Origin of the sequence: Kribbella sp. NPDC003557 (assembly GCF_040610805.1) — a bacterium.
In the GTDB taxonomy this organism is placed as follows: Bacteria; Actinomycetota; Actinomycetes; order Propionibacteriales; family Kribbellaceae; genus Kribbella.
On sequence record NZ_JBEXMY010000006.1, the window covers coordinates 621,835 to 636,372 of the forward strand.

17 protein-coding genes are annotated in these 14,538 nt (G+C 71.6%); 10 read left to right on the forward strand and 7 right to left on the reverse strand.

All coding sequences use genetic code 11. The annotated features are described in order from the left end of the window. Positions 1-104: 104 nt before the first annotated feature. From ABZW60_RS27665 to ABZW60_RS27690, 6 genes are all read left to right on the forward strand, one after another. The gene (locus ABZW60_RS27665; protein ID WP_355481577.1) at positions 105-2,477 is read left to right on the forward strand and encodes a phosphoketolase family protein; all 2,373 of its coding nucleotides are present in this window, start codon (positions 105-107) and stop codon (positions 2,475-2,477) included. Further along, entirely contained in the window at positions 2,474-3,295 is an 822-nt protein-coding gene (locus ABZW60_RS27670) for a universal stress protein (RefSeq protein ID WP_355481579.1), read from the forward strand. Before ABZW60_RS27665 ends, ABZW60_RS27670 begins: the two co-directional genes overlap by 4 nt. Positions 3,296-3,364: 69 nt before the next feature. Beyond that, positions 3,365-3,895, forward strand: coding sequence for a flavodoxin domain-containing protein (locus ABZW60_RS27675; RefSeq protein WP_355481581.1), 531 nt, complete (start codon positions 3,365-3,367; stop codon positions 3,893-3,895). Between the two features lie 94 nt (positions 3,896-3,989). Then, positions 3,990-5,129 (forward strand): site-2 protease family protein, encoded by a 1,140-nt coding sequence (locus tag ABZW60_RS27680; protein ID WP_355481583.1) that lies wholly within the window; start codon positions 3,990-3,992, stop codon positions 5,127-5,129. A 91-nt stretch (positions 5,130-5,220) separates the two neighbouring features. Beyond that, the gene (locus ABZW60_RS27685) at positions 5,221-5,601 is read left to right on the forward strand and encodes a VOC family protein (RefSeq protein ID WP_355481585.1); all 381 of its coding nucleotides are present in this window, start codon (positions 5,221-5,223) and stop codon (positions 5,599-5,601) included. 10 nt (positions 5,602-5,611) lie between these two features. Beyond that, entirely contained in the window at positions 5,612-5,803 is a 192-nt protein-coding gene (locus ABZW60_RS27690; protein WP_355481587.1) for a hypothetical protein, read from the forward strand. Between the two features lie 9 nt (positions 5,804-5,812). Here the strand turns inward: ABZW60_RS27690 and ABZW60_RS27695 are convergent, their stop codons facing one another. Then, positions 5,813-6,466, reverse strand: coding sequence for a response regulator transcription factor (locus tag ABZW60_RS27695; protein ID WP_355481813.1), 654 nt, complete (start codon positions 6,464-6,466; stop codon positions 5,813-5,815). A gap of 217 nt (positions 6,467-6,683) precedes the next feature. Between ABZW60_RS27695 and ABZW60_RS27700 the strand changes: the two genes are divergently transcribed. Next, a complete protein-coding gene (locus ABZW60_RS27700) occupies positions 6,684-7,337 on the forward strand; it encodes a pyridoxamine 5'-phosphate oxidase family protein (RefSeq protein ID WP_355481589.1) in 654 nt (217 codons plus the stop codon). 52 nt (positions 7,338-7,389) lie between these two features. On the opposite strand, the gene ABZW60_RS27705 is transcribed toward ABZW60_RS27700, so the two are convergent. The 5 genes from ABZW60_RS27705 to ABZW60_RS27725 are packed head-to-tail and all read right to left on the reverse strand — an operon-like array spanning position 7,390 to position 10,607. Continuing rightward, entirely contained in the window at positions 7,390-7,629 is a 240-nt protein-coding gene (locus ABZW60_RS27705; RefSeq protein ID WP_355481591.1) for an SHOCT domain-containing protein, read from the reverse strand. Positions 7,630-7,643: 14 nt separating this feature from the next. Next, positions 7,644-8,195: a hypothetical protein gene (locus ABZW60_RS27710; protein ID WP_355481592.1), complete on the reverse strand. Its 552-nt coding sequence runs from the start codon at positions 8,193-8,195 to the stop codon at positions 7,644-7,646. Positions 8,196-8,210: 15 nt separating this feature from the next. Beyond that, positions 8,211-9,131, reverse strand: coding sequence for a universal stress protein (locus tag ABZW60_RS27715; RefSeq protein ID WP_355481594.1), 921 nt, complete (start codon positions 9,129-9,131; stop codon positions 8,211-8,213). A gap of 10 nt (positions 9,132-9,141) precedes the next feature. After that, positions 9,142-10,050, reverse strand: coding sequence for a universal stress protein (locus ABZW60_RS27720; protein ID WP_355481596.1), 909 nt, complete (start codon positions 10,048-10,050; stop codon positions 9,142-9,144). Beyond that, positions 10,047-10,607: a hypothetical protein gene (locus ABZW60_RS27725; RefSeq protein ID WP_355481598.1), complete on the reverse strand. Its 561-nt coding sequence runs from the start codon at positions 10,605-10,607 to the stop codon at positions 10,047-10,049. The genes ABZW60_RS27720 and ABZW60_RS27725 overlap by 4 nt, the downstream gene beginning before the upstream one ends. Positions 10,608-10,802: 195 nt before the next feature. Here ABZW60_RS27725 and ABZW60_RS27730 point away from each other — a divergent pair, with 195 nt between their 5' ends. From ABZW60_RS27730 to ABZW60_RS27740, 3 genes are read left to right on the forward strand one after another with little or no spacing between them, the layout of a single operon-like run. Continuing rightward, positions 10,803-11,426 (forward strand): hypothetical protein, encoded by a 624-nt coding sequence (locus ABZW60_RS27730; RefSeq protein ID WP_355481600.1) that lies wholly within the window; start codon positions 10,803-10,805, stop codon positions 11,424-11,426. Then, positions 11,423-12,388 (forward strand): hypothetical protein, encoded by a 966-nt coding sequence (locus ABZW60_RS27735; protein WP_355481601.1) that lies wholly within the window; start codon positions 11,423-11,425, stop codon positions 12,386-12,388. The genes ABZW60_RS27730 and ABZW60_RS27735 overlap by 4 nt, the downstream gene beginning before the upstream one ends. A gap of 13 nt (positions 12,389-12,401) precedes the next feature. After that, the gene (locus tag ABZW60_RS27740; protein WP_355481603.1) at positions 12,402-13,277 is read left to right on the forward strand and encodes a universal stress protein; all 876 of its coding nucleotides are present in this window, start codon (positions 12,402-12,404) and stop codon (positions 13,275-13,277) included. A 57-nt stretch (positions 13,278-13,334) separates the two neighbouring features. Here the strand turns inward: ABZW60_RS27740 and ABZW60_RS27745 are convergent, their stop codons facing one another. Then, positions 13,335-14,384 carry a zinc-dependent alcohol dehydrogenase family protein gene (locus ABZW60_RS27745; RefSeq protein ID WP_355481605.1) on the reverse strand — a complete coding sequence of 350 codons (1,050 nt, stop codon included), beginning with the start codon at positions 14,382-14,384 and terminating at the stop codon, positions 13,335-13,337. Between the last annotated feature and the right edge of the window lie 154 nt (positions 14,385-14,538).

Here is a 14,538-nt window from a genome sequence, read left to right on the forward strand (position 1 = left end):
CGTTGGGTCCCGGGCCGCCGGGACCTTCGCCTCTAGGGCGCCCCCGCCGGTTGCCGCGACGCTGAAGGCGTCGACCGGATCGCCGTTGCCTCGGAGGAGAATTCATGCACGAACTCACCGGAAAGCCCCTGTCCGCTGAGGAAGTCGCCGACCTGGACGCGTACTGGCGGGCGGCCAACTACCTGTCCGCCGGTCAGATCTACCTGCTCGGGAACCCGCTTCTGACCGAGCCGCTCCGGGCCGAGCACATCAAGCCGCGACGCCTCGGGCACTGGGGTACGACGCCCGGTCTCAACATGCTCTACACCCACCTCAACCGGGTGATCCGCCGCCGCGACCTGAGCATGATGTACGTCATCGGCCCCGGCCACGGCGGCCCGGCGATCGCCGCGAACACCTGGCTCGAAGGCAGCTACAGCGACACCTACCCGGACGTGTCCCGCGACGCGGCCGGCATGGCCCGGCTGTTCCGGCAGTTCTCGTTCCCCGGCGGTATCCCGAGCCACGTGGCGCCCGAGCTGCCCGGTTCGATCCACGAGGGCGGCGAGCTCGGGTACTCGCTCAGCCACGCGTACGGCGCCGTACTCGACAACCCCGATCTCGTCGTCGCGTGCGTGATCGGCGACGGTGAGGCCGAGACCGGTCCGCTGGCGGCGTCGTGGCACTCGAACAAGTTCGTCGACCCGGCGACCGACGGCGCCGTCCTGCCGATCCTGCACCTCAACGGGTACAAGATCGCCAACCCGACGGTGCTGGCGCGGATCGGCGACGACGAGCTCACCCGGCTGCTGGAGGGGTACGGGTACCGGCCGTACCTGGTCGACGGCGCGGAACCCGAGCACGTCCACCAGGCCCTCGCGCTCACGCTCGACCAGGCGCTCGACGACATCGCGACCATCCAGGCCGACGCGCGGTCGCGCAACGACGTGGCGCGTCGCCCGTGGCCGATGATCGTGCTGCGGACGCCGAAGGGCTGGACAGGTCCGCGCGAGGTCGACGGCGTGCCGGTGGAGGGGACGTGGCGGGCGCACCAGGTGCCGCTGTCCGGCGTACGGACGTCGCCTGATCACCTGCGGATGCTGGAGGAATGGCTGCGCAGCTACCGGCCGGAGGAGCTGTTCGACGCGGACGGCAGACCGGTGGAGCGCCTGCTCCGTCAGGTACCCGACTCCGAGCGCCGGATGGGGTCCAGCCCGCACAGCAACGGCGGGCTGCTCCGGCGTGACCTCGACCTGCCCGACGTCTCGCAGTACGCCGTACCGGTGGAGCTGCCCGGTCAGACCGAGGACGAGCCGACGCGGGTGCTCGGCGACTACCTGCGCGACGTGATGCGCGCCAACCTGCCGCATCGCAACTTCCGGGTCTTCGGGCCCGACGAGACCGCCTCGAACCGGCTGGACGCGCTCTACGACGTCACCGGCAAGGCCTGGAACGCCGAGGTGCTGCCGACCGACGAGCACCTCGCCGTCGACGGCCGGGTGATGGAGATCCTCAGCGAGCACACCTGCCAAGGCTGGCTGGAGGGCTATCTGCTGACCGGACGGCACGGCTGGTTCTCCTGCTACGAGGCGTTCGTGCACCTCGTCGACTCGATGGTCAACCAGCACGCTAAGTGGCTCAAGGTCACCCGTGCACTCCCCTGGCGCCGGCCGCTTGCCTCACTCAACTACCTGCTGACCTCGCACGTGTGGCGGCAGGACCACAACGGCTTCTCGCACCAGGACCCCGGCTTCATCGACCACGTCGTCAACAAGAAGGCCGAGGTCATCCGCGTCTACCTGCCGCCGGACACCAACACGCTGCTGGCGACGGCGGACCACTGCCTGCGGAGCAAGGACTACATCAACGTCGTCGTCGCCGGGAAGCAGCCGCAGGCCGACTGGCTCGGCCCCGAGGCCGCCGCCCTGCACTGCGCCCGCGGTCTCGGCGTCTGGGAGTTCGCGAGCAACGACGACGGCACCCCCGACGTGGTGATGGCCTGCGCCGGCGACGTACCGACGATGGAGACGCTCGCCGCTGTCAGCCTGTTGCGCGAGCACCTGCCGTCGTTGAAGATCCGCGTCGTCAACGTCGTCGACCTGATGCGCCTGCAGCCCGCGAGCGAACATCCGCACGGTCTGGCCGACGCCGACTTCGACGCGCTGTTCACCACGAACAAGCCGATCATCTTCGCCTACCACGGCTACCCGTGGCTGATCCATCGGCTCACCTACCGGCGGTCGAACCACGACAACCTGCACGTGCGCGGCTACAAGGAGGAGGGCACCACGACGACGCCCTTCGACATGGTCGTACGCAACGACCTCGACCGCTTCCACCTCGCGCTCGACGTGATCGACCGGGTGCCCGGTCTCGGGCAGCGCGCCGCCGACGTCCGCCAGTGGCTGATCGACCAGCGGGCCCGGCACCACGCCTACATCCTCGAGCACGGCGAGGACCTGCCCGAGATCCGGAACTGGCAGTGGAGGACGCCATGAACGCCGGCAAGGTCGTCGTCGGTATCGACGGCCGGCCCGATTCGGAGAACGCGATCCGCTGGGCGGCCGCCGAAGCCGCCGCCCGCGGCGTTCCCCTGCACCTGGTGCACGCCTTCGTCTGGTCGGAGTTCCGCGGGGTCCCGCTCGGCGCGAGCGACATGGCGCCGGGCCTGCGCGCGCAGGCCGACCTCATCGTCGCGGACGCGGTCGAGCTGGCCCGCAAGTGCGAGCCCGGCGTACCGGTCACCGGAGAGCGCGTCGACGGCTTCCCGGCCGCCGTCCTGCGGGTCGCGTCGCGGCACGCCGATGTCGTCGTGATCGGCAGCCGGGTCACCGGACGGCTGCTCAGGCTGATCGTCAGCTCACCCGGCGCCGAGCTCGCGGTGCACGCCCACTGCCCGGTGGTCGTCGTCCGGCCCACCGAGGACGCGCTCGCCGGCAGCCGCGTCGTGATCGGGTACGACGGCTCGCGCCCGGCCGACGTCGCGGTCGACTTCGGCCTCGAGTACGCGCGCCGGCGCGGGCTGCCCGCCCGGATCGTCGCGGTCCGGGCCAACGACAAGGACGACGACCACGCCCTCCTCGCCGGAGTCCGCCGGCACGCTCTCGCGGCCGACACCGAACTCGTCGAGGTGACCGGCCATCCGTCGGAGCTGCTGCTCGAATGGTCCGCCGACGCCGAGCTGCTCGTGGTCGGGTCCCGCGGCCGCGGCGGCTTCGCCCGGATGGTGCTCGGCTCGGTGAGCCAGACCATGCTGCACCAGTCGCCCTGCCCGGTCGCGGTCATCCCGCAGGCCGCGATCGAAGGTCCCGTCTAGCCGGGTCGTTCGGCACTGCCGGCGCGGGGGCGCCGGCTGATGTTCTGGGAAGGATCGAAGGAGGTCGTGATGTCCAAGAAGGTACTCGTCGCGTACGCCAGCAAGGCGGGGGCGACGGCCGGCATCGCCGAGGCGATCGGCGCCGAACTCCGGGCGCACGGGCACGACACCGACGTCCTCGATGTCAACCAGGTCCAGGACCTCACGCGGTACGACGTCGTGATCCTGGGTAGCGCGATCTACATCCGCCGGTGGCGGAAGGACGCCGTACGGTTCCTGCGCCACAACGCCGACGCGCTCCGCGAGCGCCAGGTCTGGCTGTTCCACAGCGGTCCCGTCGGACCGGACAAGGACGAGGAGCAGGACATGCCACCGGCCGTCGGCCGGCTTGCCCACGAGATCGGTGCGACGCCCGCGGTGACGTTCGCCGGCCGTCTCGAACCGGACACCGCCAAGGGTTTCCTGGCCCGCCGCCTGGCCACCGGCAACCTCGCCGGCGACTCCCGCGACTGGGACAAGATCCGCGCCTGGGCAGGCGATATCAGCGCCTCCATCGACGCCACCGAACGCAGCACCTGGCATCGCCCCGCGACCCGATGACGACCGACCGACGCCGCGGACCTCACCGACGGGGACCGGCTGCACGAGCGGCTGCAGTGGATTGGCAGTGGTTTGGCAGTGGTTGGAGGGGTAGATGAGGCAGACGGTTCGGTTCGGCCGGATCTTCGGTGTCGACGTCGGGGCCAACTGGTCCCTGCTCGTGCTGATCTTCCTGGTGACCAACGGGCTCGCCACGGTAGTCCTGCCCGAGCTGACGCCGGGGCACAGCACAACCGGGTACTGGTCGGCCGGAGCAGTGTGCGGGCTGCTGATCGCCGGCTCGTTGCTGCTGCACGAGCTCGCGCACTCCGTCGTGGCGCGACGAGCCGGCGTGCCCGTGGAACGCATCACCTTGTGGGCGCTGGGCGGGGTGAGTGTGCTCGGTGGCGAGCCGGCGTCGCCCCGGTCGGCGTTCTGGATCGCGGCGGCGGGTCCGCTGACGAGTATCGGGCTGGGAATGGTCGCCGGCGGTGGCGCTTTGGCGTTGAGCCTCTTCGGAGCTCCGCAACTGGTGGTGAGTTCCGCGCTCTGGCTGGGCACGATCAACGTCTTCCTCGCCGTGTTCAACCTGCTTCCGGGCAATCCGCTGGACGGCGGCCGCATCCTGCGCGCCGTCCTCTGGCGGCGATCCGGTGACCCCGACCGTGCGGAGGCCGGGGCGGCGCGAGCCGGACAGGTCCTCGGCGTCCTCCTGATCGCGCTGGGCTTCGTGCAGTCGTTCACCGGTGAGTTCGCGGGGCTCTGGCTGGTCCTCGTCGGCTTGATGATCATGACGTCGGCAGGGGCGGAGTCGCAGACGGCCCGGCTGCGCATCGCCCTCGGGACGACCAGGGTCGCCGACGTGATGTCCGCACCCCGCGCGATCGCGTACGACGCGACGAGCGTCGACCGCTTCCTCGCCGAGATCGTCCCCGGGACCCCCGAGCTCGTCTACCCGGTCGTCGACCTGGACGGCCGCGCCGCCGGAACGGTCGCACTGCACCGCCTCGTCCGCGTGCCGCGCAGCCTCGCTCCGTCGACCCGGATCGCCGAGATCAGAACCCCGCTCAAGGACGTCCCGGTCGCGGGTCCGGACGACCGCGTCGCCGACCTGGCCGTCCGGATGGGCGCACGCACCCTCGCCCTGGTCATCGACCACGACCACCGGCTGCTCGGTGTGGTCGACCAGCAGGATCTCGGACGCCGGCTCCGGCTCCTGGCCGAGCACCCGGCCCCGCGGCCCGAGACCGCCTAGCCGGGACGACGGGCACCGGACGGTCCCGCCTGCGTCTGGACGTGCGGTGGTGCGGCGGAGGACAGTCAGAAGTGGTGGAAGGAGTCATGTCATGAAGATTCGCACCACTTGTCTGGACCATGTTGTCCTGAACGTCTCCGACGTCGACGCGAGCCGGCGCTGGTGGTCGGCGCTGACCGGTGCTCACGCGACGCTGGACCATGAAGGGGAGGTGTCGTTCGTCGTCGGCGGGCAGGCGATCCGGCTCCGCGCCGGCACACCGGCGCCGCGCGGGTCGATCGGCGTCTGCCTGATCGCCGACGCCTCGATCGACGCCCTGTACGAGCGCGCCGAGCAACTGCACGCCGTCCACGGATCGGTCCATCCACGCACGACTGCCACCGCCCCCGCCCAGGCGCTCACCCTGGAGGATCCCGACGGCTACCAGGTGGAACTGGCCACCTACACCCCGGAAGGCGCCTCGGTCCGGTAGCCGGCAGATCATGACCGAGTTCGCCGTCGAACTGAACCGCAGGATCGCCGCCGCGCGCGACGCGCTGCGCGCGGCACGAGCCGCCGCGGATCTCGATGCCGAGCGCGTGTACGCCGGTGAGCTCGACAGCCTGCTGCACATCGCCGCGGAGAACGAGGTCGACGTCCCGGCCGAACCCGATGAGGGCCGCGCACAAGGCTGACGTCGTGGGCTAGCGGCGGTTCTGCCGTTTCGCGTGTTCGACGGCGAAGACGGCGGCTTCGGTGCGGCGTTCCAGGTCGAGCTTGCGCAGCAGTGAGGACACGTAGTTCTTCACGGTCTTCTCGGCCAGGAACAGCGACTGGGCGATCTGGCGGTTGGTCTTGCCCTCGGCGATCTCGGCGAGGATGCGGCGCTCCTGCTCGGTCAGCGACGCGTACCGCGGGTCCTCCGCCTCGGCCGGGTGCCGCAGCCGCTCGAGCACCTTCACCGTCATCGACGGGTCGAGCAGCGACTCCCCGGCGGCCAGCCGGCGGACGGCGTCGATCAGCGCCTGGCCGTTGACCTGCTTGAGCAGGTACCCGGCGGCGCCGGCCATGATCGCGGTGAACAGCGCCTCGTCGTCGGAGAACGACGTCAGCATCAGGCAGGCCGGCGGCTGGTCCATCTGCGAGCGGACCTCCCGGCACACGCTGATGCCGTCGCCGTCGGGCAGCCGCACGTCCAGCACCGCGACATCGGGCCGGACGGCGGGGATCCGGGCGACCGCCTCGGCGGCCGTCGCCGCGTCCCCGACGACCTCGATATCCGGCTCCGCGTCGAGCAGCTGGTGCAGCCCCAGCCGGACCACCTCGTGGTCGTCGAGAAGGAACACCTTGATCGTCATCGTCGTCTCCTTGGCTTCACGCCGTACCCCGCCCCAGCCGGGCGCTCGCTTCAGCATGCCGCTGTCCCCACGGTACTGCCAGGGACCTCGGTCCCGACCGTGCCGGGACCTTCGGCGCGTGCCGTCCGGCCCGTCCGGGAGTGACCTCGGACCCTGCCCGCGCGGACGTCCGGCTGGTTGTCTGGAACTGACAGACCGACCGGAAAGGCAGAGCCCGATGGACACCCCGATGGACACCCAGACCACAGGCGGGCCGAGCAGCCTCGGCACCCGGATCCGGCACCGCCGGCAGGCCCTCGGTCTGAGCCCCGCGGAGGTCGCCGAACGCGCCGGACTCACCGCCGACCGCATCAAGCAGATCGAGACCCGCCCGTTCGCGCTGACCGGGGCCGAGTTGCTCCGGCTCGCCCACGCGCTCGACGCCACGATCGAGGAGCTGACCGGGCCACGGCACCCGGCGGGCGCGCACCAGCCGCCGATCGACCCCGTCCTGGAGCCGATGCGGCGCGAGGAGTGCATCGTGCTGATCCGGTCCGGCTCGGTCGGGCGGATCGCGTACGCCGGGATCGACGAGGTCGTCGTGATCCCGGTGAACTACTGCTACCGCGACGAGCTGATCGTCTTCCGCACCGCGGCCGACAGCGCGGTCGCGCAGTTCGACCTGGAGCCGGTCGCGTTCGAGCTCGACCTGTTCGACGAAGGGATGCAGGACGGCTGGAGCGTCCTGGTCAACGGGATGGTCCGTCCGGCCACCGAGGCCGAGACCGCCGCCGCCCGCGGCCGCGTCGACCCCTGGGCCGGCGGCACCCGCGACACCTACATGGTCGTCGACCCCCGCCGGATCACCGGCCGCCGCATCCGCTCCTGGTGAGCCAGGAGCCGATGCGGCAGGCAACGATCTGGGCAACCCCCGGGCATCGGGTTCAGACGTCGATCTCGTGTTCGCGCAGCCGGGCCCGGGCCTCGTCGAAGTCCTCACGGGTGATCTCGCCGGCGGCGTACCTGCGTTCGAGGATGTCCAGCGGGGACGGGAGGGCGGGCGGCTTGGGCTGCGGGTGCCGGATGATCCGGACCGCTGCCACGGCCGCCCCGCCGACCACGAGGATCCACAGGACGAGCACCAGGATCGACCAGAAGGCCGCGTCCGCTGTCGAGTGCATCATCGTCGGTCCCTCCCCTACCCGGCGACCCGCGCGGCACCGGTCGTCAGCCGGCCGAGCTCCGCGCCCCAGCGCCGGGCCCGCTCGATCTCGACGTCGCGGATCGGTCCGGTCATCTCGTTGACGAAGAAGCTCTCGGACGTGCCGATCATCCGGTAGCCCATCCGGCGCAGGAGTTTCGCCGCCGACCGGGCCGCCGAGCCCGGCAGCCGCCGGACCTTGGCGATCCGGGTGTCGAACGTCGTCACCCGCAGGTCCCGCGGGCGGTTCCCGCCCGCGCGCTCGAGCGCGTCCAGCCATTCGCGGATACCGACCTCGGTCGGCATCACCACATCGCCCTGCTGCCACGCGTCCTTGCGCGTCGACGGCCGGCTCATCGAGAACGCGTGGGTCGGTCCGCCGACCACCAGCAGCCGGACGTCACCGGGCACGACATCCGGTGCCCGGTTGACCGGCACCATGTCGGCCTGGACGTAGGTTCGCAGCCCGTCCCGGATCGCTCGCGCGATCCGCTCGGTGTTGCCGAACATGGTCTCGTACACGATCAGTGCACGACCTGTCCCAGACATGACTCTTCCTTCCTCTCAGGTCGCCGGGACGACGGCGCCGGCGCGCCGGGCCACGACCTGGCGTTCCCGCTCCGTCTCGGTCAGGTGATGCGGGACGATCGCGACCGGGCAGGTCATCGCGGCCGTCGACCGGCGCGCGACCGGGTCGATCGGCAACGGCCCGCCGTGCGCGCCGACGACCACCAGGCCGACCTCGCCGCTCTCGTGCACCAGCGCCGCGGCCGGCGGCCGGCTGCTCAGGAACCGCGTCACCTTCACGTCCGGGAACCGGCTGGTCCACGGTGCCAGCGTCTCCGACAGCACGTACTCGGCCCGGCTGATCCAGGAGCATTCCGGATCCTCGTCCACGAACGGGCGCTCGGCCGGCAACCCGGCGTGCACCACGATCAGGCCGCCCTCGCGGGCCGCCGCCTCCCCGAACGCGAACTCCAGCGCCTCGGCCGACAGCGCCGTACCGTCGATGCCGACGGCAACCTTGCGGTCCAGCAGCGACGGCTTCCAGGACAGCGGGACGACGACCACGGGGCAACCGGCGCGCGCCGTCAGGGTCAGGTTCGCCTGCGTGTGCACCAGCCGCTGCGGGCCGCGGCTGCGGGATCGTCCGACCACCAGCATCCGCGCCGTCCGCGCCGCGTGGGCGAGCACCCGCGACCGCGATCCCTCACCGGCGACCGCCGCCAGCTCCAGCCCGTACCCGTTGCGGTGCCGCAGATGGGCGACCGCCGTACGCAACGCCGCGTCGGCCATCTCGGCCGGGGGCTTCGGCACGTACCCCGTCATCGGGGTGGCCGGGCCGTGCGCCGAGTACGGCGCCACGAGCACCAGCTCGGCTCCGGACCGCAGCGCCTCCGCGGCGGCGTAGTCCACCACCCGAAGGTTCTCCGCGGTCCCGTCGACCTCGACCACGACGGGCCCGGTCCGGTTCCAGGCATTCATTTCTCTCACCTCATACTTGAACTGGTACGACGGCCAGTGGGCACGTCGCGTGATGCAGGGCGCCGCGGGTGACCGAACCGAGCAGGACGGACATCAGCCTGCTGCGGTGCCGGCTGCCGACGACCAGTAGCTGGGCGTCGGACTCCTCGGCGCCGGCGACCACGCCGTCGACCGCGTGGCCGCGCCGGACCTCGACCTGGACGGTCGTCTCCGGGTACTTGTTCTGCCACTCGGCGGCGAGGTTCTCGAAGTGCCGCTGCGCGTTGTCGGCCCACTCGGCGCCCGCACTGCTGGTGTTCATGGCGTCCCAGCTGTAGATGGCCGGCAGGTCCCACACGTGCAGCAGGCGGACCGGCACGTTCCGTTCGGCGGCGGCCTCGATCGCGAACTCGATCGCAGCGCTGTCGTCGGTGGTGTCCCCGGTGGTCCGGCCGCTGTCGTCGACGGCGACCACCACCGGCCCCGCGTGGTCGGTCGGCTTCCAGTCCGGCGGCACGATCACCACCGGTACGGGCGGATGGGCCGCGTGTGTCACGACGGCCTCCGACGTGGAGCCGATCAGCAACCGCTTGAACGTCCCCAGTCCGCGGCGGCCGACGACCAGCATCCGGCTGCCCGCGGCCGCGTCGACCAGCTTGCGGGCCGGCGGGCCGACCAGCAGGTCGGCCTCGTGGTCGAGCGTCCCCGGGGCGGCGTCGAGATACTGCTGGACCTGGTCGACGAGTTCCGTCGACGCGTCGTCGACCGCGTCCGGCTCCCAGCCGGGTGCGTGCCGCAGCCGCTCGTCGATCACGTGCACCGCCTGGAGGGGCTCCTGCCGGAGCAACGACTCCTGCAGGGCCCACTCCAGCGCACCGGTGTCACGCCAGGAGCCGTCGACTCCCACGTGGATGACCGGTCGCACGGTCGTCGTGTTCACCGCAGCCACGGGTACTTCCGGACGAAGTCCAGGCTGCTCCACCACCTGCCCAGGCCCCACACGTTGCCAGCAGCAAGCAGTGCGAGGGTGACCAGCGTGATGGCGCCGAGGATGTGGTCGTCCAGCACCGGGTTGTTCTCCGGCGGCAGGTTCGCGGACCACATCAGCAGGTACAGCAGCGACCCGGCGACGGCGGCGATCCGCATCCCGATACCGAGAGTCAGCGCGAAGCCGATACCGGCCAGGCCGACCATGAACAGCGGGGTGACCCACCAGTCACCGACCAGCGACTGGTAGAAGTCCGCCAGCGGGCCGGAGGTTCCCTTGCCGAGGAAGCCGGCGGTCGGGTCGCCGCCGTCGATCCAGCCCTTGCCGGACGGGGTGGCGTAACCGAAGCCGAACAACTTGTCGAAGAAGGCCCACAGGAAGGTCAGGCCGAACGCGATCCGCAGGACCGCCAGTGCCCGGCCGCCCGCGGTGGTGATGATCGGGTGCCGATCACCGTCTGGCTCCATGGTGGGAGCGGGGAACTGACGCCGATGCGTCGTGCTGGTCATGGTCTCGTCCTTTCCATCGATCCGTCACTTCGATCGTGGTCGTTCGCGGGCGTGCCGTTCAGAGTCGTGTCACCCCAGCAGCCGGTGCCGAACGGCCCGTGGGTCCCGGGACGTATGCCGCTGCCCGGCGGGGCGCCCGCGGGCCGACGCTGGAATCCCAGAGACAGGCACAGAACCGCCGGCACGGAGGTACCGATGCTGACCGACCAACTGACGTCCGCGGCGCTCGGCGTGCTGCTGCACGCGGCCGGGGCGGCGCCGGGTCTGCACGTCCCGCGTCCGTGGCGCGCCGAGGTCGACGGCCACCTCGTCGACCTCTACCTCGACGACGGGCCGGCGACGCCCGACGCGGTCGCGCGGGTGCAGCGGATCGCGACCGGCGCGGCCGTCTTCAACCTGCGCTGCGCCGCGGCCTCGCTCAGCTTCGACAGCTGGGTGAGCCTGTACCCGTACCCGCACGATCCCGGCCTCGCCGCCCGGATCCTCGTCGAGCCCACCGGGCTTCCCGACCAGGAGCTGCGGGAGCTCTACACCGCGATCCTGTCCCGGGAGCTCGCCCGGCCGGCGACGCCGCCGGACGAGCAGGTCCGCCGGATCCTCGCCCGCGCCGCCGCCATCGAGGACGCGCGGCTGACCTGGCTCCCGCTCGACTCGCTGGCCGTCGTCGTGACGCCCGGCGCCGAACCCGCGGACCAGGTCCGGGCCGGGATCGCCCTGGAACGCGTCCTGCTCACCGCCACCGCGCACGACGTGCGCGCCGACTGCCTGAACCACACCCTGATCCGCTTCGGGGAGCGGACCGGAACGGACCCGAGATGATCGCCGAACTGACCGAGGACGAGATCGGCATCCTGCTGACCGCCGCCGTCCACGCCCCGTCCATGCACAACACCCAGCCGTGGCGCTTCGAGGTGCACGGCCCGGTCGTCGACGTCCTGCTCGACGAGGAACGCGGCCTGCCGTTCGAGGACGTCTCCGGCCGCGGCGCCCACCTCGGCGTCGGCGCCGCGGTGTTCAACATCCGGGTCGCGGCCGCCATGCTCGGCCACCGGACCCGCCTCGCGACGTCACCCGACCCGGCCCGCCCCGAGATCAAGGCCCGGGTCTACCTGGACGGCCGCGGCACGCCGGTCCCCGATCTCAGCTGCCTGTACGGCGAGGTGGCGCAGCGGCACACGTACCGCGGGCCGCTGCTCGATCACCCGGTCCACCCGGGCGTACGGCGCGAACTCTGCGAGGCCGCGCGCGCGGAAGGGGCCGAGCTGCACTGGCTCGAACCGCCGGCCGTCTCCGGCGTCGAGCTGCTGCTCCGCCAGGCCGATGCCGAGGACCACTACGACGAGGAGCGCCGTCAGGAGCGGGCGACCTGGATCGGCGGTGACCGGTCGGGTGACGGCGTCCCCGAGAGCGCGCTGGGTCCGCAGCCGGTCCGGCCGTCGTTCGTCCGCGACCTGTCCGCCGGCTTCGACAGCACGCAGCGCAGCCAGGCCGTCTACGAGACGACCCCGGCCATCGCCGTGCTGAGTACCGACGACGAGGACACCGACGCCTGGACGCGGGCCGGTGAGGCCTTGCAGCGGGTGCTGCTCGTGGCCACGTCGTACGACCTCAGGGCGTCGTTCCTCGACCAGCTCCTCGAGCGCCCGGCGCCGCGCGCCCAGGTCCGCGAGCTCATCTGCGGCCGGTGGCCGCAGATGGTCCTGCGGATCGGCTATCCCGCGCAGTCCAACGGCCACACCGGTCGCCGGAACTGGCGCGAATCCTTCGACCGGTGGTTCTAGACAAGGAGATCCCATGACCACGCAGCCCGCCCCGATCGTCGTCGGCTACGACGGCTCGACCGGCAGCCAGAGCGCCCTCCGCTGGGCCACCGCGGAGGCCGTCCGGACGATGGCGCCGCTCCGGCTCGTCGAAGCGTTCGAACTCGTCATCACCGCCCGGCCCTCCCCCGGTCACGTCGTACCGCTCGAGGCGGTCCGGACGGCGCGTCAGACGGGGCTCGACGCCGTCGCCGAGAACGTCCGTCTGCATCATCCCGGCCTCACCGTGGAGACCCGGCTGGAGGGAGGTCCGGCGGCGCGAGCGCTGATCGACGCCGCCGCGGAGGCCCGCACGGTCGTCCTCGGTTCGCGCGGCCTCGGCGGCTGGAGCGGCCTCCTGGTCGGCTCGGTCGCCGTGCAGGTGACCACGCACGCGCAGTGCCCGGTCGTGGTGATCCCGCACGATCAACGGCCGCACGCGCACCTGGGACCGACCGTGCTCGTCGGTGTCGACGGCTCGAAGGCCTCGGCGAAGGCGATCGACTTCGCGTTCGACCAGGCCGAGGCGATGCACGCCGAGGTCGTCGCCCTGCACGCGTGGACGAGCCCGTTCCTGACCTACGCCGACGGCGCGTCGATGCTGCAGTTCGACGAGGCGAAGGTCCGCGAGGAGGCCCGGCTGCTGGTCGCGGAGTCCGTGGCCGGCGCGGCGGCCGAACACCCGGACGTGCACTGGACGACAGAGCTGACGATGGGCGGCGCCGCCCAGGCCCTGGTACGGCGGGCCGAGTCCGCGGACCTGGTCGTCGTCGGCTCCCGCGGCCGCGGCGGGTTCACCGGCCTGCTGCTCGGATCCGTGGGCCAGACGGTTCTGCACCACGCCCACTGCCCGATCGCCGTCGTGCACTGAGCCACGACGGACCGCGGTCCGCGACACCTCGTCGCGGACCGCGGTTTCGTTGTGGTGCTAGAAGCCCTGCTCCCCGAACAGTGCGACCTTCAGTGCGCCGGTGGTGGCCGGGTCCGCGAACACGTCGTACGCGTCCTGCATCTCGTCGAGGCCGAACCGGTGGGTGATCAGGCCGGGCAGCTGCAGCCGGCCGGCCGCCAGCATCGACAGCAGACGCGGCGTGGAGAACGTGTCGACCAGGCCGGTCCTGATGGTCACGTTCTTGATCCACAGGTCTTCCAGGTGCAGCGTCGCCGGGGCGCCGTGGACGCCGACGTTCGCGACGGTGCCACCCGGACGGACGACGCGGGCGCAGAGCTCGAACGTCGCCGGTACGCCGACCGCCTCGATCGCCACGTCGGCGCCGAGCCCGCCGGTCAGCTCCCGAACCTTCGCCTCCACGTCCTCGTCCGGCCCGAGTGCCAGATCGGCACCGCGTTCGAGCGCGGCCTTGCGCCGTGAGTCGGCCGCGTCGACGATCACGACCCGCGCCGGCGTGAACAGCTTGCTGGTCGCCAGCGCCGCCAGGCCGATCGGGCCGGCGCCGACGATCACGACGGTGTCGCCGGGCGACACCTCACCGTTCAGGACGCCGACCTCGTACGACGTCGGCAGGATGTCGGCCAGCAGCACCGCTTCCTCGTTGCTGACGTTGTCCGGCAGCTTGTACACCGACCGGTCGGCGAACGGAACCCGCACCTGCTCGGCCTGGGTGCCGTCGATCAGGTGACCGAGGATCCAGCCGCCACCGCCGAGGCACTGACCGTAGTGGCCTTGCCGGCAGTACTCGCACCGGCCGCAGGCCGTGATGCACGAGATCAGGACCCGGTCGCCGACCGCCACACCGCGCACGCCGTCGCCGACGGCGGTGATCGTGCCGACCGCCTCGTGCCCGAGGATCCGCCCGGGCTCGACGGTGGGTACGTCGCCTTTCAGGATGTGCAGGTCGGTGCCGCAGATCGTCACCGCGTCGACGCGCACGATCGCGTCCTCGGGATCCTGGATCACCGGATCCGGCACGTCGTGCCAGCTCCGCTTGCCCGGACCGTTGTAGACCAATGCCTTCATCACGAACCTCCCTGAGCGAAACTTCCCACCTTCGACTCTGGCTGCTCCGAACAGCGCGGACAGCGGCCGAACAACACGTCCCGGCGGGACCTTCGGCCCTGCCCCGCGGCAGCGTGCCCCGCTTGACTGGAACTGCGGTGGTACGACCCCGAGG